At 70.8% G+C, this 25,816-nt stretch carries 18 protein-coding genes; 12 read left to right on the top strand and 6 right to left on the bottom strand.

The annotated features are described in order from the left end of the window. The first annotated feature begins 18 nt into the window (after positions 1 to 18). The 4 genes from JOD51_RS09395 (at position 19) to JOD51_RS09380 (ending at position 8,038) form a co-directional block, all read left to right on the top strand. Positions 19 to 2,994 carry a bifunctional [glutamine synthetase] adenylyltransferase/[glutamine synthetase]-adenylyl-L-tyrosine phosphorylase gene (locus tag JOD51_RS09395; RefSeq protein WP_204608018.1) on the top strand — a complete coding sequence of 992 codons (2,976 nt, stop codon included), beginning with the start codon at positions 19 to 21 and terminating at the stop codon, positions 2,992 to 2,994. A 523-nt stretch (positions 2,995 to 3,517) separates the two neighbouring features. After that, complete coding sequence (locus JOD51_RS09390) at positions 3,518 to 5,089, top strand: glycosyltransferase family 2 protein (protein ID WP_204608017.1); 1,572 nt, start codon at positions 3,518 to 3,520, stop codon at positions 5,087 to 5,089. Continuing rightward, a complete protein-coding gene (locus tag JOD51_RS09385; protein WP_204608016.1) occupies positions 5,082 to 6,623 on the top strand; it encodes a glycoside hydrolase family 26 protein in 1,542 nt (513 codons plus the stop codon). The genes JOD51_RS09390 and JOD51_RS09385 overlap by 8 nt, the downstream gene beginning before the upstream one ends. Then, the gene (locus tag JOD51_RS09380) at positions 6,620 to 8,038 is read left to right on the top strand and encodes a UDP-glucose dehydrogenase family protein (protein WP_204608015.1); all 1,419 of its coding nucleotides are present in this window, start codon (positions 6,620 to 6,622) and stop codon (positions 8,036 to 8,038) included. The genes JOD51_RS09385 and JOD51_RS09380 overlap by 4 nt, the downstream gene beginning before the upstream one ends. A 395-nt stretch (positions 8,039 to 8,433) precedes the next feature. Here JOD51_RS09380 and glnA read toward each other — a convergent pair whose 3' ends face one another. Beyond that, positions 8,434 to 9,858: a type I glutamate--ammonia ligase gene (glnA, locus tag JOD51_RS09375; RefSeq protein WP_204608014.1), complete on the bottom strand. Its 1,425-nt coding sequence runs from the start codon at positions 9,856 to 9,858 to the stop codon at positions 8,434 to 8,436. A gap of 142 nt (positions 9,859 to 10,000) precedes the next feature. Between glnA and JOD51_RS09370 the strand changes: the two genes are divergently transcribed. After that, complete coding sequence (locus JOD51_RS09370) at positions 10,001 to 10,438, top strand: RDD family protein (protein ID WP_204608013.1); 438 nt, start codon at positions 10,001 to 10,003, stop codon at positions 10,436 to 10,438. Positions 10,439 to 10,704: 266 nt separating this feature from the next. Here JOD51_RS09370 and JOD51_RS09365 read toward each other — a convergent pair whose 3' ends face one another. Further along, a complete protein-coding gene (locus tag JOD51_RS09365) occupies positions 10,705 to 11,418 on the bottom strand; it encodes a DUF4191 domain-containing protein (protein WP_204608012.1) in 714 nt (237 codons plus the stop codon). Between the two features lie 128 nt (positions 11,419 to 11,546). Here JOD51_RS09365 and JOD51_RS09360 point away from each other — a divergent pair, with 128 nt between their 5' ends. Further along, a complete protein-coding gene (locus JOD51_RS09360; RefSeq protein WP_204608011.1) occupies positions 11,547 to 12,371 on the top strand; it encodes a hypothetical protein in 825 nt (274 codons plus the stop codon). A 97-nt stretch (positions 12,372 to 12,468) separates the two neighbouring features. On the opposite strand, the gene sucB is transcribed toward JOD51_RS09360, so the two are convergent. From sucB to JOD51_RS09345, 3 genes are all read right to left on the bottom strand, one after another. After that, positions 12,469 to 13,992, bottom strand: coding sequence for a 2-oxoglutarate dehydrogenase, E2 component, dihydrolipoamide succinyltransferase (gene sucB, locus JOD51_RS09355; RefSeq protein ID WP_204608010.1), 1,524 nt, complete (start codon positions 13,990 to 13,992; stop codon positions 12,469 to 12,471). Between the two features lie 67 nt (positions 13,993 to 14,059). Next, complete coding sequence (gene lpdA / locus JOD51_RS09350; RefSeq protein ID WP_204608009.1) at positions 14,060 to 15,433, bottom strand: dihydrolipoyl dehydrogenase; 1,374 nt, start codon at positions 15,431 to 15,433, stop codon at positions 14,060 to 14,062. A gap of 171 nt (positions 15,434 to 15,604) precedes the next feature. Then, positions 15,605 to 17,110, bottom strand: a complete 1,506-nt coding sequence (locus JOD51_RS09345) for a leucyl aminopeptidase (protein WP_204608008.1) — start codon at positions 17,108 to 17,110, stop codon at positions 15,605 to 15,607. A 140-nt stretch (positions 17,111 to 17,250) separates the two neighbouring features. Here JOD51_RS09345 and JOD51_RS09340 point away from each other — a divergent pair, with 140 nt between their 5' ends. The 5 genes from JOD51_RS09340 (at position 17,251) to JOD51_RS09320 (ending at position 23,039) form a co-directional block, all read left to right on the top strand. Then, positions 17,251 to 18,168: a proteasome assembly chaperone family protein gene (locus JOD51_RS09340; RefSeq protein WP_204608007.1), complete on the top strand. Its 918-nt coding sequence runs from the start codon at positions 17,251 to 17,253 to the stop codon at positions 18,166 to 18,168. Between the two features lie 43 nt (positions 18,169 to 18,211). Beyond that, positions 18,212 to 19,531, top strand: a complete 1,320-nt coding sequence (locus JOD51_RS09335; RefSeq protein WP_204608006.1) for an MFS transporter — start codon at positions 18,212 to 18,214, stop codon at positions 19,529 to 19,531. Positions 19,532 to 19,702: 171 nt separating this feature from the next. Further along, on the top strand, positions 19,703 to 20,998 hold the full coding sequence (locus JOD51_RS09330; protein ID WP_204608005.1) for an RNA polymerase sigma factor: 1,296 nt from the start codon (positions 19,703 to 19,705) through the stop codon (positions 20,996 to 20,998). Between the two features lie 8 nt (positions 20,999 to 21,006). Beyond that, on the top strand, positions 21,007 to 22,269 hold the full coding sequence (locus tag JOD51_RS09325; protein WP_204608004.1) for a MurT ligase domain-containing protein: 1,263 nt from the start codon (positions 21,007 to 21,009) through the stop codon (positions 22,267 to 22,269). Further along, positions 22,266 to 23,039, top strand: coding sequence for a type 1 glutamine amidotransferase (locus JOD51_RS09320; RefSeq protein WP_204608003.1), 774 nt, complete (start codon positions 22,266 to 22,268; stop codon positions 23,037 to 23,039). Before JOD51_RS09325 ends, JOD51_RS09320 begins: the two co-directional genes overlap by 4 nt. A 122-nt stretch (positions 23,040 to 23,161) precedes the next feature. On the opposite strand, the gene JOD51_RS09315 is transcribed toward JOD51_RS09320, so the two are convergent. Continuing rightward, positions 23,162 to 23,389, bottom strand: coding sequence for a DUF7455 domain-containing protein (locus JOD51_RS09315; protein ID WP_204608002.1), 228 nt, complete (start codon positions 23,387 to 23,389; stop codon positions 23,162 to 23,164). A 179-nt stretch (positions 23,390 to 23,568) separates the two neighbouring features. Between JOD51_RS09315 and JOD51_RS09310 the strand changes: the two genes are divergently transcribed. Next, on the top strand, positions 23,569 to 25,740 hold the full coding sequence (locus JOD51_RS09310) for a DNA gyrase/topoisomerase IV subunit B (RefSeq protein WP_204608001.1): 2,172 nt from the start codon (positions 23,569 to 23,571) through the stop codon (positions 25,738 to 25,740). The last annotated feature ends 76 nt before the right edge of the window (positions 25,741 to 25,816 follow it).

Genomic DNA, 25,816 nt, shown 5'->3' with positions numbered 1-25,816 from the left:
CACGGGAGCGCACGCGCGATGACCAGCAGGACGGCGACCTCGCGTTCGCAGCTGGCGCGGCTCGGCTTCGCCGACCTGTCCGGCACGCTGGAGCGGATCGCCGCCCTGGAGGCACGCCCCGCGTCCGACCTGCACGTCCCGATCGCGGACGCCGAGTCGGTCTGGGCCGCCACTGCGGACCCGGACGGCGCGCTCCTGGCACTCGAGCGGCTGATCGAGTCGGCGCCGGAGCAGCTGCGGCCGGTCCTGGCCGACGCCGGTGCGACCGAACGGCTGATCCGGCTGCTCGGCGCCTCGATCGGGTTGGCGGAGTTCCTGCAGCGTCGCCCGGACGAGCTCGCCCTGCTGCGCGAGCCGGTGACCCCGCCGTGGTCCCAGGAGCGGTACACCGCGTCGCTCGACGAGGCCGTCGACGGTGCCTCGGGTGAGACCGCCCGTCGCCGTCTGCGGGTCCGCTACCGCCGACACCTGGCGCAGATCGCCCTGTTCGACGTCCTGCACACGTCGCCGACCGAGGCGTTCCCGGACGTCGCCGCGGGCCTCGCCGACCTCGCCGGGGCCGCGCTCGACGCGGCCGTGACGGTCGCGCGTCGTGAGCTCCCGTTCCCCGCCGCGGACGTCGCCGCCACCCCGCTCGCGGTGATCGCGATGGGCAAGGCCGGCGCGCGGGAACTCAACTACGTCAGCGACGTCGACGTGATCTTCGTGACGGAGCCCACCGAGCCCGCCGACGGGGACGACGCACCCGCGATCAGCACCGACCGTGCCGTGCTCATCGCGACCCGGTTGGCGATCGCGGCGACGCACGTGATCACGGACCTCGCCGCCGAACCCGCCCTGTGGGAGGTCGACGCGAACCTCCGCCCCGAGGGCAAGGACGGCGCGCTCGTCCGGACGCTCGAGTCGCACGTGGCGTACTACGAGCGCTGGGCGAAGGGGTGGGAGTTCCAGGCGCTGCTCAAGGCGCGGGCGATCGCCGGTTCGACGGACCTCGGGGAACGCTACGTCGCCGCGGTGGCCCCCTTCGTGTGGGACTCGTCGAAGCGCCCGGGCTTCGTGGAGTCCGTGCAGCGGATGCGGGAGCGGGTGACCGCGCACATCCCGGACGCCCAGGTCGACCGGCAGCTGAAGCTCGGTCCCGGCGGGCTGCGCGACGTCGAGTTCACCGTGCAGCTGCTGCAGCTCGTGCACGGGCGTGACGACGAGTCGGTGCGGGTCCGCTCCACGTTGGAGGCGATGGACGCGCTCGCGAGCGCCGGGTACGTCGGACGGCCGGAAGCGGCACGCTTCGGGCCCGACTACGCCCTGCTGCGGGTCCTCGAGCACCACATCCAGCTGCGGCGGCTGCAGCGCACGCACCTGATGCCGTCCGACGAGGACGAACTGCGGGTCCTGGCACGCTCGACCCGCCTGGCGTCCTCGGCGTCGGCGCTGCAGGACCGGTGGCGTTCGGTGAAGCTCGAGGTCCGGGGCCTGCACGAGCGGCTCTTCTACCGGCCGATGCTCGCGGCGGTGGCCTCGACCGAGGGCGAGATCGTCCTGACGAGCAACCAGGTCCGCGACCGGCTCACCGCCATCGGGTTCGCCGACCCGGACGGCGCCGTCACCCACATCCGGGCGTTGACGCAGGGCACCACCCGGCGTGCGGCGATCCAGCGGAACCTGCTGCCGGTGCTGCTGCGGTGGATGGCGGAGGGGCCCGCTCCGGACCGGGCCCTGCTGGCCTTCCGGCGGCTCAGCGACGTGCTGGGGGAGTCGAGCTGGTTCCTCCGGATGCTCCGCGACTCCTCGGGTGCCGCCCACAGCCTGACGACCGTCCTGAGCGAGTCGGCGTTCCTGTCCGGGCTGCTCGAACGCTTCCCGGAGGCCGTGGCCTGGCTCGACGAGCCGGAGACGCTCCTCAGGCCCCGACCGCTGCCGGCACTGCTGGCCGAGACCGGTGCGACGACCGCGCGGCACGGGGACGCCGTGGACACCGCGGCCTCGCTCCTCCGCGGGGTCCGGCGGCGGGAGACGCTCCGGCTCGGCATGGCCGCCGTGCTCGGCCACCTGGACGTCGACGGCCTCGGTCCGGCGCTCACCGACGTCACCGAGGCGACCCTGAGCGGCGCGCTCGACCTGGCCCGGCGGGACGCGCCGGAGGGCCTGGAGTTCGGCGTCGTCGCGATGGGACGGTACGGCGGGCGTGAGCTCGGGTTCGGTTCGGACGCGGACGTCCTGTTCGTCTACCGGTCCTCGACGGTGCCGAACGACGTCGCGTCCCGGGCGTCACAGGTCGTCGTGCGCGAGCTGAACCGGCTGACCGAGGACGCCATGTACCCGTTCGACCTCGACATCGACCTGCGTCCCGAGGGCAAGAACGGCCCGGTGGTGCGCTCGTTCGACTCGTACGCGGCGTACTACGCCCGCTGGTCGCTCACGTGGGAGGCCCAGGCGCTCCTCCGTGCCCGCGGTGCCGTGGGGGACGAGCAGCTGCTCCGCGACTTCGAACACCTGGCCGACCGCACCCGGTACCCCGCCGCGATCGAGGACCGGGAGGTGCGCGAGGTCCGGCGCATCAAGGCCCGGGTGGAGTCCGAACGGCTGCCCCGCGGCGCCGATCCCGCCCGCCACCTGAAGCTCGGACGCGGCTCGTTGAGCGACGTGGAGTGGTTCGTGCAGCTCCTGCAGCTCCAGCACGGCCGGGCACAGCCGGCGCTCCGGACGACCTCGACGCTCGAGGCGCTGCAGGCCGCGACGGACGCCGGCTGGGTCGCCCCGGAGGACGCCGAACGCCTGGCGGCCGCGTGGCGGTTCGCGTCCCGGACCCGCAGCGCGCTGGTGCTCTGGTCGGGCCGGACGACGGACGTGCTGCCGGTCGAACGGACGCAGCTCGAGGGCATCGCCCGGCTGCTCGAGTACCCGCCGGGGTCGGCGTCGCAGCTCGAGGAGGACTACCTCGCGGTGACACGCCGTGCCCGCCAGGTGTTCGAACGCGAGTTCTACGGCGCCTGAGCGTCGGTCCGAGCGGATCCGCTGGACGTGCGACACGCCCGAGGCAGCGCGTTCCGCACCAAGGTGAAGAGTCGTCGAAGACATTTTCCGCCGCCGTCGAGCCGTACCCCGTTGCCGCCAGGCCCGTACCCCGGTCGATTCCGACGCGGAACCGTTGCCAGGCTGTGACCAGCCTTTCGGAACACGTCCCGGGTGCCGCTCGCGCGCATGCTCATCACCGAACGGAACTGCCTGCTGACCGGGGATTACCGGCGGACCGGTGACGGGCCTCCCGGTCGGTGGCGGGGTCTGATCGACCGCTGCTCGCCGTGGGACCGGTCCACGGAACTGCTGTCAGCACCAGTGAGGACACGGGGATGTCCGACATCCGGCGGACCGATCTGTACCCCGCTCGGTGTGCCGACCACCCCCACACGAGGGACACGTTGCAGTGCCTGCCTGCGATCTGCCTGAATGAAGGCACCCGAACCGACCCCGATTTCCCGATGGCGCGGAATCTCCCCGAACGTTGAAGCAGGGATCGATGTTCACCTTCATCCTCCAGATCCGCCAGATGGTCGACGGCCACCCCGAGTTCTACCTGTTCACCGTGTACTCACTGGTGATCTGGTTGCTCTGGCTGCTCAAGGTCGTCCTCTCCGCCCGGTACCGCCCCTTCACCGGCACGTACACCGGGACGACGAGTGTCGTCGTGCCCGTCGTGGACGAGCCGCTCGACCTGTTCCGTGACGTGATCGGCCGCATGGTCGAGCAGCGTCCGGGCGAGATCATCGTCGTCATCAACGGCGCCCGGAACGAGGCGCTCGAGGCGGTCTGCGACGAGTTCGCCCCCCTCGTCCGCTGGACCCACACGCCGATCCCCGGCAAGCGCAACGCCGTCAAGGTCGGCACCGAGATGTCGAACGGCGACATCACCGTGCTCGTCGACTCCGACACCGTCTGGACGCCCGGCGCGCTCGAGGAGCTGCTCCGCCCGTTCGCCGACGAGTCCGTCGGCGGTGTCACCACCCGGCAGCGCATCCTCGAGCCCGAGCGCTCCTGGATCACCCGCTGGGCGGACTGGCTGGAGAACTCCCGCGCGCTGTACTCGATGCCCGCGCAGAGCGTCCTCGGCCAGATCGGCTGCCTGCCCGGGCGCACGATCGCGTTCCGCCGGAACATCCTCATGCGCGTCATGGACAAGTTCATGCACGAGAAGTTCATGGGCGTCTTCCTCGAGGTGTCCGACGACCGGACCCTGACGAACCTGACGCTCAAGGAGGGCTACCGGACCGTCTACCAGTACACGTCGCTCGTGTACACGGACGCTCCGCTGCAGGTGAAGAAGCTGTTCAAGCAGCAGCTCCGCTGGGCCCGCGGCTCGCAGTACAACACGCTGCGGATGCTGCCCTGGATGCTCGGCCACGCGCCGATCCTGGCGATGTTCTTCGTGACCGACATCATCCTGCCGTTCATGCTCTTCGGCGTGATCGCGGGCTGGATCTACCGGGCGCTCACCGGGCAGGGGCAGAACCTCTACCAGGGGATCCTGCACCAGTACGGCTTCTCCACCGGCTTCGTCTACGTGGCCGGACTCATGGTGGTCTCCAGCGTGCTGAGCATGGCGATCCGTCAGATGCGGCACCTGGCCGAGAAGCCCTCCGACTTCTTCCGGCTGCCGATGTTCATCATCGTGTCGACGTTCTTCCTCATGCCGATCCGGCTCATCGGCTTCTTCCGCCTGGCCCACGCCAGCGGCTGGGGGACCCGGGCCGGCGCGTACGCCGGTGGACCGATGGAGGAGGACCCGGCGCAGCCGCAGCTCACCGGCGCGACCGTGCCGATGAGCCCGGTGGACCGTGCACTGACGTCCCCGACCGGCCGACCGGCCGACCAGGCCGACGTCGACCGCGCGTTCGACGAACTGTTCGGACCGGACGCGACCACGGCCTCCACCTCGACCGTGCTCGCCACCCGCCGTGATGTCGCCACCGCGACCGACCGTGCCCCGCAGCGTGCGGCGAAGCCCGCACGCCGCCGACTCAACCCGTACGCAGCGATCCCCTACCTCATCGGGATCGCGGTCTTCGCTCTGGAGGCGTTCCTCATTGTCTGATCTCGACCGCCCCTCGTCCGCCTGGTGGGCACCCTCCACCAAGCACGCCAAGCGCACCGCGCTCGGCATGGCGGCCATCGTCGCCGTCCTCGCCCTCATCACCTGGTCCATCTGGATCTCGCCCTCCGGACCGGTCTCCACCGCGGTCAACCGGGCGCTCGGCGTCCCGACCAAGCAGGAGCCGTCGGCCGACGTCGACGCCATGCAGGCGAAGCTCGCGGCCGCGCAGCAGCGGATCTGGAAGCTCGAGGGGAAGCTGCAGAGCACCACGGCGCAGTCCGGCTCACGCGGTGACCAGGTCACCCAGCTCAAGGCGCAGATCGCGGACCTGCGGTCGCAGCTCGGGCACGCCCGCTCCGCAGCGTCGGCGCACGGCTCCGGCCACGGGGCCGGGTCCGGTTCGGGAGGCTCGTCCTCCTCCGGCACGACGGTCACGGCGGGCAAGGCGGCCGGCTCCACCTCCGGCGGCTCCGGTCAGGGCGGTGGCCCGACCGTCGCGCCCGGCAACGGTGGTCCCTCGACCGACCCGGACCCCGGCACCCCGGTCGACGTCCCGACCAAGGCCGAGGTCCTCGCCCAGCAGTCCCGCTGGTACGGCCTGTACACCGCGCAGTCGCCCTTCAACTGGGCCGAGTACGACGAGGTGTCACGGCAGGTCGGCAAGGCGACGAACATGGTCGGCTACTTCCAGGGATTCGACCAGGACTTCAACGTCGGCGCCGTGCAGCGGTCGTGGAACAACGGTCGCATCCCGATGCTCACGTGGGAGACCCGGCCGGCCACGACCGGCAACGACCAGCCGTTCGTCGCCGGGTACTCGAACGCCGACATCACCGGTGGCGCGTTCGACGACTACCTGACGAAGTACGCCGACGCCCTCAAGGCGAACGGGCAGCCCGTCGTGATCCGTCTCGACCACGAGATGAACGGCAGTTGGTACAACTGGTCCGACGGCACCGACCAGAAGAACGCACCGGGCTCGTACGTGGCGATGTGGAAGCACGTGCACGACGTGTTCCAGCGCGAGGGTGCGAACGACTACGTCATCTGGAACTGGTCGCCGACCCGCATCGACGCCCTGGGGAACGCGAAGTACCAGACCGTCGACTACATGCGGGCGTACTACCCGGGCGCGGACTACGTCGACTGGGTCGGCATGAGCGGGTACTACCGCAAGGCCGAGGAGACCCCGACCTTCGCCACCACCTTCGGTCGCACGCTCGAGCAGATCCGGCAGGTCGCACCCGGCAAGCACATCCTGCTCAGCGAGATCGGCGCGACCGAGACCGGTGCCGCCGTGTCGAACGGGCAGAAGTCGCAGTGGATCGACTCGCTGTTCGACGCCCTCGCCGACCCCGCCAACTCGGACGTCATCGGGTTCGCGTACTTCAGCGAGACCGCCACCACGGTCGTCGACGGTGCCCGCACCACGAACGACTGGCGACTCAACTCCCGTGCCGACAGCCTGGCGGCGTTCGCTGCCGGCATCGCCCGCACCGACACCGACTACGACCTGCAGGAGGTCAAGAAGTGACCGCATCGAAGAAGTCCGCCGACACCCGACCCGCACCCGTCATCAGCGTCATCGGCACCGGGTACCTCGGTGCCACGCACGCGGCCGCCATGGCCGAGATGGGCTTCGAGACCATCGGCGTGGACGTCGACCCCGCGAAGCTCGCTGCGCTGTCCGCCGGCGAGGTCCCGTTCTTCGAGCCCGGCCTGCCCGAGCTCATCACGAAGCACGTGGCCAGCGGCGCGCTCCGCTTCACCTCGGACATCGCGTCCGCCGTCGCTGCTGCCGACGTCCACTTCGTGTGCGTCGGCACACCCCAGAAGGCCGGCTCGCACGCCGCGAACCTCGCGTACGTCGAGAGCGCCACCCGCGGTGTCGCCGAGAACCTCACCCACCCGGGCCTCATCGTCGGCAAGTCGACCGTACCCGTCGGCACCGCGGCCCGGCTCCGCGGCATCGTCAGCGAGTTCACGCCCGCCGGCATCGACGCGGAGCTGATCTGGAACCCGGAGTTCCTCCGCGAGGGCAAGGCCGTCGAGGACACCCTGCACCCGGACCGTCTGGTCTGGGGTGGTGCGTCCGAGGCCGCCGACGCCGTGATCCGGGAGGTCTACGCCGCACCCATCAGCGAGGGCACCCCGGTCATCACGACGGACCTCGCCACCGCCGAGCTCGTCAAGGTCAGCGCGAACGCGTTCCTCGCCACGAAGATCTCGTTCATCAACGCGATCTCCGAGATGTGTGCGATCGCCGGTGCGGACGTGACGACGCTCGCCGACGCCCTGGGCCACGACGCCCGCATCGGCCGGAAGTTCCTGAACGCCGGGCTCGGCTTCGGCGGGGGCTGCCTGCCGAAGGACATCCGTGCGCTGATGCACCGCGCGAACGAGATCGGTGCCGGCCGGGTGGTCGGGCTCATGCAGCAGGTCGACGAGATCAACATGGGCCAGCGCCAGCGGGTCATCGACATGGCGATCGAGTCCGCCGGGGGATCGGTCCTCAACCGCCGCATCGCCGTCGTCGGGGCGGCGTTCAAGCCCCTCACCGACGACGTCCGCGACTCGCCCGCGCTCAACGTCGCCGCCGCACTGCACCTCCGCGGTGCCCAGGTCACGCTCTGGGACCCGGAGGCGATGGAGACCGCCCGCCGCTCGTTCCCGACCCTCACGTACGCCGCGTCGATGACCGAGGCGATCGAGGGCGCCGACCTCGTCCTCGTCCTCACCGAGTGGCACGACGTCGTCGAGGCCGATCCGGTCGCCCTCGGCGCCGTCGTCGGCCAGCGTGTCGTCATCGACGCGCGCAACTGCCTGCCGATCGGGCGCTGGGTCGCGGCGGGCTGGACGGTCCGTTCCCTGGGCCGGCCGACCCCGGTCACGGGCGCTCCCGTGAGCGTCGCCGCCGGCACGCTCGACGCCCTGGCCACCATCCGCTGACGCGCGCCGCGCGCCGCGCGCCGCGCGCCGCGCGCGGCCACGCCGCGCGCGGCCGCGCCGCCCGTGGCCGAGCCTCGGCCTGGCGGACACGCTGCGCCGTTCGTGTGCCGCAGGATGTCCGCGCAGCCGAGGCTCGCCGCCGCAGTGGCGGTGACGGCCGGGAGGCCCGGTGCCGGTCCGACGGGCTGGCACCGGGCCTCCCGGCCGTCGCCGTGCGTCCGCCGGCCCGCCGTGCGTGCGCCGAGCCTCGGCCTGGCGGACACGCTGCGCCGTCCGCTTGCCGCAGGGTGTCCGCCCAGCCGAGGCTCGGCCGCGCCGGCCGGCCGCCGGCCGCGGGCACGCGGAAGGGCCCCGCACCTGACGGTGCGGGGCCCTTCGCGGTGGTGCGTGGAGCGTCAGACGCCGAAGTACAGCTCGTACTCGAACGGGTGCGGGCGCTGCGCCATCGGGAGGATCTCCTTCTCGCGCTTGTAGTCGATCCAGGTCTGGATCAGGTCCTCGGTGAAGACGTTGCCCTTGAGGAGGAACTCGTGGTCCGCCTCGAGTGCGTCCAGCGCAGCACCGAGCGAGGCCGGCACCTGCGGGATGTTCTTCGCCTCCTCCGGGGGGAGCTCGTAGAGGTCCTTGTCGACCGGCTCGTGCGGCTCGATGCGGTTCTGGATGCCGTCGAGGCCCGCCATCAGCTGGACGGCGAACGCCAGGTACGGGTTGCCGGAGGCGTCGGGCGCGCGGAACTCGATGCGCTTGGCCTTCGGGTTCGTGCCGGTGATCGGGATGCGGATCGAAGCCGACCGGTTGCCCGCCGAGTAGACCAGGTTGACGGGTGCTTCGAAGCCCGGGATCAGACGGTGGTACGAGTTGATCGTCGGGTTGGTGAAGGCCAGGACCGCCGGGGCGTGCTTGAGCAGGCCACCGATGTACCAGCGGGCCAGGTCGGACAGGCCGCCGTAGCCGTTCTCGTCGTAGAACAGCGGGCTGCCGTCGGACCACAGCGACTGGTGGGTGTGCATGCCCGAGCCGTTGTCACCGAAGAGCGGCTTCGGCATGAAGGTCGCGACCTTGCCCCACTGCTCGGCCGTGTTCTTCACGATGTACTTGAACTTCAGGATGTCGTCCGCCGCGTGGACCAGCGTGTCGAACTTGTAGTTGATCTCCTGCTGGCCGCCGGTGCCCACCTCGTGGTGCGCACGCTCGAGCTCGAGGCCCGCGTCGATCAGCTTGAGGGAGATGTCGTCGCGGAGGTCGGCGGTCTTGTCGACCGGCGACACCGGGAAGTAGCCACCCTTGTACGGCGTCTTGTTGGCGAGGTTGCCGCCCTCTTCTTCGCGTCCGGAGTTCCAGGCGCCCTCTTCGGAGTCGACCGAGAAGAACGACTCGTTCTGCGTCACCGAGTAGCGGACGTCGTCGAAGATGTAGAACTCGGCCTCGGGGGCGAAGAACGCCGTGTCCGCGATGCCGGTGGAGGCGAGGTACTTCTCGGCCTTCTTGGCGACCTGACGCGGGTCACGGCCGTAGATCTCGCCGTTGCGCGGGTTGTAGATGTCGAACACCATGATCAGCGTGCGCTCCGCACGGAACGGGTCCACGTAGGCCGTCGTCACGTCGGGGATGAGCTGCATGTCCGACTCGTGGATCGACGCGAAGCCGCGGATCGAGGAGCCGTCGAAGAGCTGACCGACGGCGAAGAAGTCCTCGTCGACCGTTGATGCGGGGATGTTGAAGTGCTGCTGGACCCCGGGGAGGTCCGTGAACCGGATGTCGAGGAACTTGACGTCCGTGTCCTTGATGAAGGCAAGCACCTCGGAGGAATCGCTGAACATACGAGTCGGTCTCCTGTGGGGTTGGGTGGTGTCGAGGGAACCAGGAGGCACCCTCCGACGAGGGTATTGACACGGAGTTTCCCGGACGTGACTGGTTTGTTTCCAGCGTGTTACGTGCCGGGGGAGCGCCTACGCTGGGGACATGGCCCGCTCCACTCTGCCCTCCTCGCCCGCTGCCGGTTCCGGGCGCACCGAGTGGCCGGGCAAGGTCCTCGGGCTGCCGGAGTCCGGACCCCGCAGCATGGGCTCCTTCGGACGCCGGTTCCTGGGCCTCGTCATCGACTGGGCACTGGCATCGCTGCTGTCCCTGGCGTTCGGGACCTACGGTGCGGCGGGCAACTTCGTGACGCTCGGGATCTTCGCCGTACTGCAGATCGTGTTCATCGCACTGCTGTCCGGGTCCTTCGGGCACGTCTGCGTCGGACTCCGGGTGGTGCCGGTTCGCGGCGGCTACGTCGGGGTGTGGCGGCCGGTCGTCCGCACGGTCCTGCTCTGCATCGTCGTCCCCGTGCTCATCCACGCGAAGGACGGGCGGCCGCTGCACGACGCGGTCGCCGGGACGGTGCTCGTCCGGCGCTGAAGCCTGGTCGGTACCGAGGCCTGACCGGCCCCGTGCCCTCGTCGGCCCGGTCGGCCCGCGTGCAGCCGCCGAGGTCGTACGACGTGCCGCGACCCCTCCGCCGAGGTCGCACGACCTGCCGCTCCGGTTCTCGGCTGGCGGCATCTCCTGCGACTTCGAGTGCCACCGCCACATCCGCCCCGGCACAGCGCTGCCGCCCGCCCCGCACAGCACGACGCCCCCGACCCGCAAGGGGCCGAGGGCGCCGCGTCAGCGAGTGCGCAGTGTCAGCGCGGGCGACCGGCACGGACCCGCGTCGGGTCGATGCCCTTCGGGATCGCCGCAGCCGGACCGTGGGTGAGGGAGTCGAGACGGTTCGAGACCGCCAGGACCTCGGTGCGGTTCAGCGCCTTCTTGTACTTGTTCATCGCACGCGGCAGCTTGTGGAGCGTGACCTGGCCGTCCGCGTCCCCGACGTTGACGACGTGGATCGGGACGTTCGGCACGATACGTGCGACCTTGCGACGCTCTTCCTCGACCTGACGGGTGAGGTTCGTGACCGGGCCCTCGGTGATCAGGACGACGCCCGGGTTCCCGACGGCACGGTAGACGGCCGCCTGCGACCGACCGTGGACGGCGACGGGCATCTCGCTGGAGCGCCACTGCCGACGCAGTGAGTTCGACAGGACGGCACCGACGGCGCCGGGCTGGCCTTCGATCTGCGAGTACGCGGCACGCTCGGCGAGACGGCTGAGCACGATCAGGAAGAGCAGCACACCGAGCATCACGCCGGCGATGATCCAGAGCGTGATCGCGAGCCAGTTCTGACCCGGGATGAGCAGCGCCGCGAGGACGCCGACCACGACCGGCCCGAGGAACGCGAGGGCGAACCACCAGACGGAACTGGGGTCGGCCCGACGGGTCATGGTGAAGACCTGGTACATCTGCTTGAGACGACCGGGCTCCTTCGCCGGGGTTCTGGAGGAACTGCTGCGTGCCATGCCGACAAGGATACGGCCTGGCACGCCGTTCGGGGACCGCTCGTCGCCAGGCTGTGGGCGAACAGGAGTTCTCCACAGATCGCCGTTCCGGCCGGGAGGCCCGCCCTCCGCCCGCCACGCTGGTCACCATGGAACCTTGGGAACAGATCGACCTCTGCTGGCGAGCACCGGAGCCCGCCGACGCCTTCGCCACGTGGCTCGCCGACCGGAGCACCGTGACGCACGACCACCTGGTCGGGGTCGCCGAGGTCGGGCGCGACGAGACCGGTGCCCTCGTCGCCCGGGCGTCGGCACCGGCAGGGCTGCCGCTGCCCGCGGCGCTGGACCGCATCGGAGCGCCGACGGTGGGCGTCGCCGTCACACTGACGCTCCCGCTGCTCGAGCTCGCACGGCTCGCCGATGCGGGCGCTGTCCTGCTCGGTCGTGCCGGGGTGGACGACGTCCTGGTGGACGACGCCGGGGCCGTCGTCCTGGTCGACCGTCCACCCGGCACCACCGATCGGATCGGTCCGGGCCTGGTGCCGGGGACCGAGGCGCTGGTCCTCGCCGTCCGGGCTGTCTGGGACCGGGTGGATCCCCGCGAGACCTGCCGGAACGCCATCGACCAGGCGTGCACGGATGCCCGTCGGGACGGCGGAGCGGCACTGCTGGCGCTCGAGCGTCGGATCCGTGCGGCTGCGCCGCCGCGGCCGGTGCGGTGGGACCCACCGCCCATGACGTTCACGTTCGCCCTGGACGCCGGTGGTGGCACGTCCTCGGGCGGTGGCCCGCCTCCACGGAGCGCGGCGCCGGGTGCGTCGGACTCGGCGCTCGGACGCCTCCTCGAGGCAGGCCGTGAACTCCTGCGCTCGGGCCTGCTGATCGGGTCGCACCGGATCGGCGTGCGCGGCCTGGTCACCGGACTCGTCGTCGTCATCGGGGTCGTCGTCGCCGGCTCGTGGGGCGCGGGGTGACCGCCGCCTGCGGGAACGACGGCGGCCCCGCCTCCCACCGGGGGAGACGGGGCCGCCGTCGGACTGGTCAGCTCCCGGATGACCAGGAGCCGCGGGCTCAGTAGCCCAGGTTGGGGGCGAAGTTGCCCTCTTCCAGACGGTTCTTCACGGCCACCAGGTACCGGGACGCGTCCGCGCCGTCGATGATGCGGTGGTCGTAGGACAGCGCCAGGTAGACGAACGAGCGGATCGCGATCGCTTCCTGTCCGTCGACCTTCACGACCGCCGGGCGCTTCGTCACGATGCCCGTGCCGAGGATCGCCGACTGCGGCAGGAAGACCACCGGGGTGTCGAACAGCGCGCCGCGCGAACCGGTGTTGGTCAGCGTGAACGTGCCACCGGCGAGCTCGTCGGGCTTGAGCTGGTTGTTGCGGGTGCGCTCGGCCAGGTCGGCGATCGACTTCGAGAACTGGGCGAGGTCGAGTGACGCCGCGTCCTTGATCACCGGGGTGAGCAGGCCGCGCTCGGTGTCCACCGCGATGGAGACGTTCTCGGACTCCGGGTAGACGATCTCGTCGCCGTCCACGGTCGAGTTGATCTTCGGGTGTGCCTTGAGCGCCTCGGACGCCGCCAGGGCGAAGAACGGCATGAAGGAGAGCTTCGAGCCGGTCTTCTCGAGGAACTCGGCCTTGTGGGCGTCGCGGAACTGCGCGACCTTGGTCACGTCGACCTCGACCACGCTGGTGAGCTGTGCCGTCGAGGTCATCGACTGCACCGCACGCTCGGCGACGACCTTGCGCAGGCGCGTCATCTTCTCGCGGGTCCCGCGGAGCGGCGAGACCTCGGCGACGAACGGGCCGGACGGTGCCGGAGCCGACGAGCCGGACGCGGGTGCGGCGGGGGTGGCTGCAGCAGCGGAGGCCGCGGCGAGCACGTCCTCCTTGCGGATGCGTCCACCGACGCCGGTGCCGGTGACGGTCGACAGGTCGACACCCTGCTCGTTCGCCATCTTGCGCACGAGCGGCGTGACGTACCCGGAGGCCGCACCGTTGGCGGTGGGGTTCGGGACCTCGGCCGACGGCGTCGACGAGGGGGCTGCGGCGGCGGGGGCAGCGGCCGGAGCCGGTGCGGCCTTGGCCGGGGCGGGGACGGCTGCCGGCGGGGCCGCGGCGGGCGGCGGGACCGGCGCTGCCTGCGGCACCGGCGACGCGGCGGGCGGTGCCGACGGTGCCTGGGGTGCTGCCGGCTGGGTCTGGCCAGCAGGGGTCGGCTCGGGCTCGGTGGGCTCCGGGGCCTTCGCCTCGGTGTCCTGCTCCGTGCTCGGCGCCGTCTCCGGCTCGGTGTCCTCGGCGACTGCCTCGGTCGACTCGGACCCACCCTGGTCGGACGAGTCACTGCCGCCGGAGCCGTCACCGATCTTGACCAGGGCGGTGCCGACCTCGACGGTCTCGTCCTCCTGGACGAGGATCTCCTCGATGACGCCGGCGACCGGCGACGGGATCTCGGTGTCGACCTTGTCGGTGGAGACCTCGAGCAGCGGCTCGTCGACCTCGATCCGGTCACCGACGTTCTTCAGCCATCGGGTGACCGTACCCTCGGTGACGCTCTCTCCGAGCGCCGGGAGGTTGACGGATTCGCTCATCGGGTGGACTCCTTCTCGCAGGCGTGGTTCTGGGTTGTGGTGTTCGTGGTGCGCACGACGGTGCCGCTCACAGCGCGTGGAGCGGCTTGCCCGCGAGGTGCAGGAGCGCTTCGCCGAGCGCTTCGCTCTGCGTCGGGTGGGCGTGCACGAGCGGCGCGACGTCCTCGGGGTGGGCTTCCCAGTTCACGGCGAGCTGGGCCTCGGCGATGAGCTCGCCGACGCGGGCGCCGATCATGCTGATGCCGACGACGGGGCCGTCGATGACGCGCACGACCTTGACCGCACCGGACGTGCCGATGATGTGGCTCTTGCCGTTGCCGGCCAGGTTGTACTCGTACGAGTCGATCTTGTCGGCGCCGTACTGCTCTTCGGCCTTCGACTGCGACAGGCCGACGGAGGCGACCTCGGGGTCGGAGTACGTGACCTTCGGGATGTTCGTGTCCGAGATGACGACCGGGTTGAGGCCGGCGATCTCCTCGGCGACGAACATGCCCTGCTGGAAGCCGCGGTGGGCGAGCTGCAGGCCCGGGACGATGTCGCCGACGGCGTACACGTTCGGCAGGTTGGTGGCGAGGCGCTCGTTCGTCGTGACGAACCCGCGGTCCATGGCGACACCGACCTCTTCGTAGCCGACGTTCTGCGTCAGCGGGCCACGACCGACGGCGACCAGGAGGACGTCGCCGTCGTAGGTCTTGCCGTTCTCGAGCGTCACGACGACGCCGTTCTCGTGCTGCTCGACGCCCTGGAACCGGACGCCCAGCGAGAACTCGATGCCGCGCTTGCGGAACGCGCGCTCGAGCTGCTTGGACATCGACTCGTCCTCGGCCGGGATCAGGTGCGGCAGGCCCTCGACGATCGTGACCTCGGCCCCGAACGACTTCCAGACGCTGGCGAACTCGACGCCGATGACGCCACCGCCGAGGATGACGACCTTGTTCGGGACGTAGTCCATGCGGAGGGCGGTCTCGGAGGTGATGACCCGGCCGCCGATCTCGAGACCGGGCAGCGACTTCGAGTAGGAGCCGGTGGCCAGGACGACGTTGCGACCGGTGACGGTCTGGTCGCCGACCTGCACGGTGTTCTGCGAGGTCAGACGACCCCAGCCCTCGACGACGGTGATGCCGCGGGCCTTGATGAGACCCTGCAGGCCCTTGTACTTCGAGTTGATGACGCCCTGCTGGTACTCGATGACCTTGGGCACGTCCACGCCGGCGAACTCGGCGATGACGCCGTACTTCTCCGCGTCGCGGGCGCCGTCGGCGATCTCGGCCGAGTGCAGCAGCGCCTTCGTCGGGATGCAGCCGCGGTGCAGGCAGGTCCCTCCGAGCTTGTCGCCCTCGATGAGCGCGACGCTCATCCCGAGTTCGGCGGCTCGGAGCGCTGCGGCGTAGCCGCCGCTGCCGCCACCGAGGACCACGACGTCGTAAGTCTGTTCCGTCACCTGGTGCAACTCCCTCGTGCGTGTCGGGGGCGGCTTCTCGTCTCATGGACACCGTCCCGGTGGACACCGCGCGGCGGCGTCCGGCGGTCGGACCGTCTGTACCGGTCCCGTCCCGTCAGTTCCGGCGGGGGAGCGCGCGCGGACGCGGCGGCCCCGCCGGAACCAAACCTACTACTTGGACTGCAGGTCTTCTGCGAGTGCGACCAGGGTGCGGACCATCACGGCGGTCGCGCCCTTGCCGAGCCAGCCGTAGCCGGCCCCGCGGTTCTCGGACGGGCCGGCGATGTCGAGGTGTGCCCACGGGATCGTGGTGCCCTCGGCGGTCTCCCCGACGAAGCGCTCGAGGAACTTCGCGGCGAGCAGCATGCCGCCCGCGGTCTGCCCGACGGTGGCGTTGACCATGTCGGCGACGTCGCTGCTGAGACGGCCGTCGAGCTCTTCCGGCAGCGGCATCGGCCAGATCGGCTCCGCGACGGTCTCGGCGAGGGCACGCACTTGTGCGACGAGGTCGTCGCTGCCCATCAGGCCGGTGGTGCGGTCACCCAGGGCGACCATCTGGGCGCCGGTCAGGGTGGCGATGTCGACGATCGCGTCGGGCTGCTCGAGCGACGCCGCGGCCATGCCGTCACCGAGGACGAGTCGGCCCTCGGCGTCGGTGTTCGTGACCTCGACGGTCTTGCCGTTCTTCAGCGTCAGGACGTCACCCGGACGGATGGCGGACCCGGACGGCATGTTCTCGGCCAGGCAGAGCCAGGCGGTGACCTTCGTGTCGAGGCCCAGGCGTGCGGCTGCGACGGTCGCCGCGAGCACGGTGGCGGCTCCGGTCATGTCGGTCTTCATGCCGAGCATCGACGCCGCCGGCTTGAGCGAGAGCCCGCCGGAGTCGAACGTGATGCCCTTGCCGACGAGGGCGAGGTGCTTCGTCGCGCCGGCCGGTTCGTAGCGGACGACGACGAGCCGGGGCGGCCGGACCGAGCCCTGGCCGACGCCGGCGATGCCGCCGAAGCCCTGCTCGGCGAGTTCGGTCTCGTCGAGGACCTCGACGGTGAGGGGCAGCCCCTCGGCCTGGGCGCGGGCGACGTCGGCGACGTCGGACGGACCCAGGTCCCCGGCGGCGGTGTTGACGAGGTCGCGGACCAGCGCGGCCGCGTCCGCGACGATCGCCGGGCGGACGGTGGCGTCGGCGTTGACCGAGGCCGGTGCGACGACCGTGATGCGCTGGTCGCCCCGGGTCGGGCCGGTCGTGCCGGCGCCCTTGTGGCGGGTGAACGAGTAGGCGCCGAGCGCGGCGCCCTCGAGTGCCGCGGCGACGGTCGCGTCGTCCTCGGTGGGCAGGGCCAGGGCGATGGCGGCGACGTGCGGCAGCTGACGGACCGCGCTGCCGGCAGCGGTGCGGACGGCGGCCGGGCCGGTGGCGCTGCCGAGCCCGACGAGGGCGATGCCCGCGGCGGCGACGCCGACGGCCGATCCGCCGGGGATCCGGACGAGCTGGTCCTTCGCGCCGGTCGCGCCGACGGCGGCGAGGTCGAGGTCGGCGAGCCCGTCGACGGGGCCGGCCGCGGACGGCACGAGGGTGGCCGGCGCGCCGTCGGCGCCCGGGCGGACGCCCAGGACGAGGACGTCGGCGTCGACGGAGGAAGGGGACGAAGAAGTGGTGGAGAGCGTCGGTCGGACCATGCGTCCAGCCTACTGACGGCGGACCGACGGGCGGTGGACGGGCCTCCCGTCGGACGCCGGCCGGGAGGCTCCGCACCTGTTCGCTGTCGGCGTCGCGACCCAGCCGGGTCGCGTCGGTGCCCCCGCCTAGCATTGGCGTGATGAACCACCCCGAGGACCTCTACCTGCTCGACGACTCCGCCCCGACGGTGCCCGCCGGGCTGCACCTCGTCGCTGCCCTGACGGGTTTCGCGGACGCGGGCTCGGCGGTGGCGCAGATCACGGCGTCGATCACCGGCTCGCTCGAGTCGCAGCTCGTGGCCGAGTTCGACCCGGACGTGCTGCTCGACTGGCGTGCCCGTCGCCCGGTCATCACGTTCGAGCACGACCACATCACGGCCGTCGAACCGCCCCGGCTGACGCTGCACCTGGTGCGCGACGAGCTCGGGCAGCCGTTCCTGTTCCTCTCCGGCTACGAGCCCGACTTCCAGTGGAACCGGTTCGTCCAGGCCGTCATCGACCTGGCCGAGGACCTGCAGGTCGTCGACACGACGTGGGTGCAGGCGATCCCGATGCCGGTGCCGCACACTCGGTCGATCGGCGTCACGGTCTCCGGCACGCGTGCGGACCTGGTCGAGTCGATGAGCGTCTGGAAGCCCGAGACCCAGGCCCCCGCGAACGTCCTGCACCTGGTCGAGCACCGTCTGTCCGAGCTCGGACAGCAGGTCATCGGCCTGGTGCTGCTCGTGCCGCACTACCTGTCGGACACCGAGTTCCCGGACGCCGCCGTCGCTGCCCTCTCCGGCATCTCGGCGGCCACCGGTCTCATCTTCCCGACGGACGCGCTCCGCGAAGAGGGGCGTGAGTTCCTCGCCCGCGTCGACGAGCAGGTGGCCGGCAACGCGGAGCTGCAGCGCCTGGTCGGCACGCTCGAGCAGCGCCACGACACGTACATGGAGGGCAACCCGGTCGCCTCGCCGCTCACCGGGGCCGACGGGCAGGTCCCGACGGCGGACTCGATCGCCGCCGAGCTCGAGCGGTTCCTGGCGGACCGCCGCAGCGCAGCCGACGAGGACTGACAGCCGCCTGCTCTGCCCCTCGGCTGCTCGGTAGCCTGGTCCGGTGAACTCCCGCCGTGCCTTCGTCGTCTGGGGCGTCGCCGTCCTGGCCTACGTCCTGGCGGTCGTGCAGCGGTCGTCCCTCGGGGTCTCCGGGGTCGACGCGCAGGACCGCTTCGCCGTCTCCGCCGCCGTCCTGTCCACGCTCGCGGTGGTGCAGATCGCGGTGTACGCGGGGCTGCAGATCCCGGTGGGCATCGCCCTCGACCGGGTCGGACCGCGGCGCCTGGTGCTGCTCGGTGCGCTGCTGCTGACGCTCGGTCAGGCCGTCGTCGCGCTGTCCCCGACGATCGGACCGGCGATCGTCGGACGGGTGTTGGTCGGTGCCGGCGACGCGATGACGTTCATCTCGGTGATGCGCCTGCTGCCGATGTGGTTCAGCGGACCGCTCCTGCCGCAGATCTCGCAGTGGACGGGCAACCTCGGGCAGATCGGACAGATCGTCTCGGCGTTCCCGTTCGCCCTGCTCCTGCACACCGTCGGCTGGGACGCGGCGTTCGGCGTGGCGGCGATCGCCAGCGCCGTGGGGCTGGTCCTGGCGGTGGTGTTCGTCCGTGCCGGGCCGGTCGTGGTCCGCACCGACACGATCCCGATCCCGCACTCGTGGGGTGCCGCGTTCCACACCTTCGGGCACGCCCTCCGGCGACCCGGCACGCAGCTCGGCTTCTGGTCCCACTACGTGACGCAGTCCTCCGGCACCGTGTTCAGCCTGCTCTGGGGCGTGCCGATGCTCCGTGGCCTGGGCTACTCGGCGACCGAGGCCGCGACCTTCCTCACCGTGATCGTCGTCGTCGGGTTCGTCGCCGGACCGGTCCTCGGCCTGCTCTGCGCCCGCTTCCCGATGCGTCGGTCGAACCTGGTGCTCGGGATCGTCACGGCGCTCGGTGTCGTGTGGACGGCGGTGCTGCTCTGGCCGGACCAGCCGCCGACGTGGCTGCTCGTCCTGCTGGTCGTGGCGATGGGCGTCGGTGGCCCGGGGTCCCTGATCGGGTTCGACTTCGCGCGCTCCTTCAACCCGGTCGGCTCGCTCGGGTCCGCGAACGGCGTGGTCAACGTCGGCGGGTTCCTGGCGGCCTTCGTGATGATGTTCGCGATCGGGTCGCTGCTGGACGTGCTGGCGGCGGCCTCCGGCACCGACACGTTCGCGTGGCAGAACTTCCGGATCGCGATGACCGTGCAGTACGTGGTCGTCGGGTTCGGCGTGGTGATGCTGCTCCTGGCCCGTCGCCGGACGCGTGCACGGCTGCACGCAGAGGACGGAATACGGGTGGGTCCGCTGTGGGTTGCACTGGTTGCACGCTTCCGGAACGGCCGCGTGCAATAATGACCACGGACCCTTTCGGGTTCCCTGCGTTCAGCGTCGGGGGACTTGACATGGGTCCTAGTGCTGCCCGGAACGGTAGGACCAGACGACGTGGGGGACCGCGGCGGTGGCCCTGGGTGGCGAGGGAAGGCCACGACCCCAGGAACGTGGCACGACGAGGAAGGTGATCGCATGGCTGCCCGGAGCACGACGGTCGATCCCACGAAGGACACCACGCCCGACGGCGTCGTGGCGGAAGACGCCACGGACACGACGGAGGGCACGGTCGCGCCGAAGAAGCGCGCCACCAGGACCACCACCGCCACCAAGAAGGCCGCCCCCAAGAAGGCGGCCCCGAAGAAGGCGAGCGGCAAGAAGGCCGCCGCGTCGGAGGACGACGAGGCGACCGCCGAGGACGAGACCCCGGCCGAGGACGCCACCGACGACGCGACCGAGGACTCGGACGACGACTCGGCCGCGAAGCCCGCGACGGAAGCGGCTGCGGTCGCCGCCGGCGCCCTGGTCATCTCGCAGACCGACGACGACGAAGCGCCGGTCTACTCGACGACCATCACGGGTGCCACCGCGGACCCGGTGAAGGACTACCTCAAGCAGATCGGCAAGGTCGCCCTGCTCAACGCCGAGCAGGAGGTCGAGCTCGCGATGCGCATCGAGGCCGGCCTGTTCGCCGAGGACAAGCTGCAGCACTCGACCGGGCTGTCCAAGCCGGCCGAGCGCGAGCTGCGCTGGGTGGCCCGCGACGGTCAGCGCGCGAAGTCGCACCTGCTCGGTGCGAACCTCCGCCTGGTCGTCTCGCTCGCCAAGCGCTACACGGGTCGTGGGATGCAGTTCCTCGACCTCATCCAGGAAGGCAACCTGGGCCTGATCCGTGCCGTCGAGAAGTTCGACTACACGAAGGGCTTCAAGTTCTCGACCTACGCGACGTGGTGGATCCGTCAGGCCATCACCCGCGCGATGGCGGACCAGGCACGCACCATCCGCATCCCGGTGCACATGGTCGAGGTCATCAACAAGCTCGCCCGTGTCCAGCGGCAGATGCTGCAGGACCTCGGTCGCGAGCCCACGCCGGAAGAGCTCGCCCGCGAGCTCGACATGACGCCCGAGAAGGTCGTCGAGGTCCAGAAGTACGGTCGCGAGCCGATCTCCCTGCACACCCCGCTCGGCGAGGACGGTGACTCCGAGTTCGGTGACCTCATCGAGGACACCGAAGCGGTCGTGCCGGCCGACGCGGTGGGCTTCACGATGCTGCAGAAGCAGCTCGAGAGCCTGCTCGACTCCCTCTCCGAGCGTGAGGCCGGCGTGATCCGGATGCGCTTCGGCCTGGGCGACGGTCAGCCGAAGACCCTCGACCAGATCGGCGACACGTTCGGCGTCACGCGTGAGCGGATCCGCCAGATCGAGTCGAAGACGATGGCGAAGCTCCGCCACCCGTCCCGGTCGCAGTCGCTCCGCGACTACCTCGAGTAGGCCGACCGGTGCGTTTCGTGGTCCCGATCCTGGTCGGGCGGATCCTCCGTGCCCTCGCGCGAGCGCGGGGCGGGGGGTCCGCCTACCCGGGCTACATCGTCCTCAAGCTCGTGCCGGACTTCCTGCAGCACGTGACGCGGCAGTTCCCGAACGGCGTCGTCTTCGTGCTCGGGTCGAACGGCAAGTCGACGACGACCCACATGATCTCGGAGATCGTGCGGGCGCACGGCCTCCGGGTGTTCACGAACCCGTCCGGCGCGAACCTGCCGCAGGGCATCGCGTCGGCGCTGCTGTCCGAGGTCTCGCTGGGCGGCAAGCTCAAGGCGGACATCGGGATCCTCGAGGTCGACGAGGCCTTCGCGGTCGAGCTCGCCGGCATCCTGTCGCCGTCCACGGTGACGATGCTCAACGTCCAGGTCGACCAGCTCTACCGGTTCTTCGAGACCGAGCGCGTCGCGACGATGATGCTCGACACGGCGGCCCTGTCGACGGCGAACGTCATCACGAACCACGACGACCAGTTCCTCGACGCCTACTCGGCCGTCGACGCCCAGCGGGTCCTGCGGTTCGGCGCGAGCACCGACGTCGTCGCCGCCGCACCGAACGGTCTGCAGAACGCCGACGACTTCGTCGCCGGTGCCGACCGGGCACAGACGACCGCCGACGCCGAGATCGTGACCTTCACCGGTGACGCTGCGACCATCGCGTTCGCCGGCACCGAGATCCCGGTCCGCCTGCCGGCCCGCGGCCTGCACTACGCGGTGGACGCTGCCGCTGCCGCCGCGACGGCCAGTGCCGCGCTGGGCGACCAGTTCCGTCCGGCCGCCGTGACCAAGGCGTTCGAGCGGATGAAGCCGGCCTACGGGCGTGGCGAGCGTCTGCCGATCGCGGGGGAGTCGGCCGAGTTCACGATGTTCAAGAACGCGGCGAGCCTGCAGCTGAACCTGGACGCCCTGCCGGCGCACCCGGAGCAGGTCCTCATGGCGATCGACGAGGGCACGCCCGACATCTCGTGGATCTACGACATCGACTTCTCGAAGCTCGACCACGTGGACGTCGTCTCGGGCGACAAGGCCTGGCAGATCGCGGTCGCACTCGAGCACGCCGGTGTCCGCATCGGTCGCGTCGAGCCGGACGTCGAGTCCGCGATCCGGCACATGCAGGGCCTCGGGTCCACGACGACCGGCACGAAGAACTTCATCGTCAACTACGAGATCATGATGATCGCCCGGAAGGCCCTCGGCCACCCGGACATGGAGAAGACCGCATGACGGCCGATCGCCTGACCATCCTGCACGTCTACCCCCGCCAGATGGGGGTCTCGGGAGACCGCGGCAACGTCGCGGCCCTGGTCCGTCGTGCGGACGCTGCGGACATCGCCACGGAGGTCGTCGAGTACGCGCCCGGCGACGTCCTGCCCACCACGGCCGACGTCGTCGTGGTCGGCAACGGTCCGCTCAGCGCGATGCGCTCGCTCGGATCTGACGTCGGTCGGATCGGCGCCGTGCTGCGCGACCTCGCCACCGCCGGTGTGCCGGTCGTGGCCGTCGGTGGCGGGTTCGACCTCGCCACGAACCAGGTGGTCCCGACCGACGGTGCACCGATCGACGGCTTCGGTGTGTTCGACGCACGGGCCGTCCGCGGCGCCGAGCGTCGGGTGAACTACTTCGTCCTCGAGACCCGGTACCCGCTGCTGTCGGGCGCATCGACCCGGCTGGCCGGCTTCGAGGATCACGCCGCACGCATTGAGCTCGCCGACGGCGTGTCGCCGTTCGCCGACGTCGTCTCCGGCGGCGGCAACCAGGCCGGGTCACCGGTCGAGGGTGCGCTCACCGGGAACTCCTTCGGCACGCACACCCAGGGACCGGTCCTGCCGCTCAACCCGCAGCTGACCGACGGTGTCCTCGCGGCCGCGACGACCCGCCTCGGCCGCGGCTACACGCCGGACCCGGCGCGGACCGCGACGATCGACCGGTACGCCGGCGAAGCCCGCGCGACCATCGACCGGTACGTCGACAAGGCGTTCAAGCGCATCGCCTGACGCTCGCCAGGTCCGCCCGCCAGGGCAACGCGCCCGGTCCGCCCGCCAGCGCAACGCACCGGAGGCCCGGTGCCGGTTCTCAGAACCGGCACCGGGCCTCCGGTGCGTTGCGGGTGTGTCGCCTACTTGGACTCGTGGAGTCGCGACGACTCGTCGTGCCACTCGAGCGCGGTCGCGGCGAGCTTGTCCTTGAACTCTGCGCCGTGGTGCGCGCAGAACAGGAGCTCACCACTGGCCATGGTGGCGCGGATGTAGGCCTGCGCACCGCAGCTGTCGCAACGGTCGGCCGCGGTGAGCTGGTGGTTGTTGCTGAGTTCGTCGACGGGGAGGTCCTGCACGGTCTGGGTCATTGCTGTGCTCCTCACGGATCGCAGTACGGTGCGGTGAATGGACCCATTCCAACACGTCCTGGCTGGATGCCCGGCATCCTGAGCCCCCTCGTTCGCTCTGCGCGCAAGGGTTGTCCCCAGGCCGAGGCACACCGGCCGGGCGCCCCGGCAGTGTCGGTCTCGGTCGGTAGGCTCGGGAGGTGAGCTCCGACTACTCCGCACGGCATCTCTCCGTCCTCGAAGGACTCGAGGCGGTCCGGAAGCGTCCCGGCATGTACATCGGCTCGACGGACTCCCGTGGGCTGATGCACTGCCTGTGGGAGGTCATCGACAACTCGGTGGACGAAGCCCTCGCCGGACACGGTGACGAGATCGGTGTGATCCTGCACGCGGACGGGTCGGTCGAGGTCTCCGACGTCGCCCGCGGCATCCCCGTCGACGTCGAGCCGAAGACCGGTCTGACCGGGGTGGAGGTCGTGTTCACGAAGCTGCACGCCGGCGGCAAGTTCGGCTCCGGGTCGTACGCGGCCTCGGGTGGGCTGCACGGGGTCGGCGCCTCGGTCGTGAACGCGCTGTCGGAGCGCCTCGACGTCGAGGTCGACCGCGGTGGCAAGACCTACGCCATGTCGTTCCACCGCGGTGAGCCCGGCATCTTCGACGACGCGCAGGGCATCGGCCCGGACGCCCCGTTCGCGCCCTTCACCTCGGGCAGCGAACTCCGCGTCATCGGCAAGGTGAAGAAGGGCGTCACCGGCACCCGCGTGCGGTACTGGGCGGATCGGCAGATCTTCACGAAGGACGCGGCGTTCAGCACCGGCGACCTGGTGAACCGGGCGCGTCAGACGGCGTTCCTGGTGCCCGGGCTCGGGCTGACCATCACCGACGCCCGGCCCGCGTCGATCCGGGCCGCGGCGGAGCGTGCCGCGCTGGCCGCGCCGGCACCCGCACTGTCGGGGACGGACGCGGACGGTGCGTCCAGTGCCCCCGCCGACCAGGGTCCGGTCATCGAGCGGTTCCGCTACGAGGGCGGCATCGGCGAGTTCGTCGAGCACCTCGCCCTCGACGGCGCGAAGACCGACGTCTGGCGCATCCAGGGCTCCGGCACGTTCAAGGAGACCGTGCCGATGCTCGACGACAAGGGGCACATGGTCTCCACCGAGGTCGAGCGCACGTGTGAGGTCGACGTGGCCCTGCGCTGGGGCGACGGCTACGAGACGGTGTTCCGCAGCTTCGTCAACATCATCGCCACGCCGAAGGGCGGGACGCACCAAGCGGGGTTCGAGGCGGGTCTCGTCAAGGCCGTGCGCACCCAGGTCGAGGCGAACGCCCGCAAGCTCAAGGTCGGCCAGGACAAGCTCGAGAAGGACGACGTGCTCGCAGGCCTGACCGCCGTGCTCACCGTCCGGCTACCGGAGCCGCAGTTCGAGGGCCAGACGAAGGAGATCCTGGGGACGCCTGCCGTCCGCCGCATCGTCGACTCGGTCGTGGCGAAGCGGATGACGGAGATCCTCACCTCGACCCAGCGCACCGAGAAGGCGCAGGCGGCCGGGCTCCTCGAGAAGGTCGTCGCCGAGATGAAGACCCGGATCTCGGCCCGTGCCCACAAGGAGACGCAGCGTCGCAAGAACGCGCTCGAGAACTCCTCGCTGCCGACGAAGCTGGCGGACTGCCGGTCGAACGACGTCGAGGGCACCGAGCTCTTCATCGTCGAGGGTGACTCGGCCCTGGGCACCGCGAAGCTCGCCCGGAACAGCGAGTACCAGGCGCTCCTGCCGATCCGCGGCAAGATCCTCAACGTGCAGAAGGCGTCCGTGTCGGACATGCTGTCGAACGTCGAGTGCGCGTCGATCATCCAGGTCATCGGTGCCGGGTCCGGTCGCACGTTCGAGCTCGACCAGGCCCGGTACGGCAAGATCATCATCATGTCGGACGCCGACGTCGACGGCGCACACATCCGCACGCTGCTGCTGACCCTGTTCTTCCGCTACATGCGACCGATGATCGAGCAGGGCCGGGTGTTCGCCGCTGTGCCACCGCTGCACCGGGTCGTGGTCGTGAACCGGGGCAAGCCGAACGACACGCTGTACACGTACTCCGAGCAGGAGCTCGCGACGCTGCTGAAGAAGCTCGAGCGGTCGAACAAGAAGTACCTCGAGCCGATCCAGCGCTACAAGGGGCTGGGGGAGATGGACGCCGACCAGCTCGCCGAGACGACGATGGACCGTGCGCACCGCACCCTGCGCCGGGTGAACGTGTCGGATGCGGAGTCCGCGGCGAAGGTCTTCGAGCTGCTCATGGGCAACGACGTCGCGCCCCGCAAGGAGTTCATCCTGGCCGGCGAGGGTCTGGACCGCGAGCGCATCGACGCCTGACCGGCGGTGGGCGTGACCGCCTGACGGACGGGAGGCGCGGTGCGAGCCCGCACCGCGCCTCCCGTCCGTCTCGGCG

It is taken from the genome of Curtobacterium herbarum (assembly GCF_016907335.1).
In the GTDB taxonomy this organism is placed as follows: domain Bacteria; phylum Actinomycetota; class Actinomycetes; order Actinomycetales; family Microbacteriaceae; genus Curtobacterium; species Curtobacterium herbarum.
The sequence above is the reverse complement of the archived record's forward strand: the minus strand, read 5'-3'. Positions and strand labels throughout refer to the sequence as shown.

Bases quoted from the DNA above. Each gene is read 5' to 3' on its own strand.
- JOD51_RS09395 (WP_204608018.1), top strand. From the start codon at position 19: ATGACCAGCAGGACGGCGACCTCGCGTTCGCAGCTGGCGCGGCTCGGC.
- JOD51_RS09390 (WP_204608017.1), top strand. From the start codon at position 3,518: ATGTTCACCTTCATCCTCCAGATCCGCCAGATGGTCGACGGCCACCCC.
- glnA (WP_204608014.1), bottom strand. From the start codon at position 9,858: ATGTTCAGCGATTCCTCCGAGGTGCTTGCCTTCATCAAGGACACGGAC.
- JOD51_RS09370 (WP_204608013.1), top strand. From the start codon at position 10,001: ATGGCCCGCTCCACTCTGCCCTCCTCGCCCGCTGCCGGTTCCGGGCGC.
- JOD51_RS09365 (WP_204608012.1), bottom strand. From the start codon at position 11,418: ATGGCACGCAGCAGTTCCTCCAGAACCCCGGCGAAGGAGCCCGGTCGT.
- JOD51_RS09360 (WP_204608011.1), top strand. From the start codon at position 11,547: ATGGAACCTTGGGAACAGATCGACCTCTGCTGGCGAGCACCGGAGCCC.
- sucB (WP_204608010.1), bottom strand. From the start codon at position 13,992: ATGAGCGAATCCGTCAACCTCCCGGCGCTCGGAGAGAGCGTCACCGAG.
- JOD51_RS09345 (WP_204608008.1), bottom strand. From the start codon at position 17,110: ATGGTCCGACCGACGCTCTCCACCACTTCTTCGTCCCCTTCCTCCGTC.
- JOD51_RS09340 (WP_204608007.1), top strand. From the start codon at position 17,251: ATGAACCACCCCGAGGACCTCTACCTGCTCGACGACTCCGCCCCGACG.
- JOD51_RS09330 (WP_204608005.1), top strand. From the start codon at position 19,703: ATGGCTGCCCGGAGCACGACGGTCGATCCCACGAAGGACACCACGCCC.
- JOD51_RS09320 (WP_204608003.1), top strand. From the start codon at position 22,266: ATGACGGCCGATCGCCTGACCATCCTGCACGTCTACCCCCGCCAGATG.
- JOD51_RS09315 (WP_204608002.1), bottom strand. From the start codon at position 23,389: ATGACCCAGACCGTGCAGGACCTCCCCGTCGACGAACTCAGCAACAAC.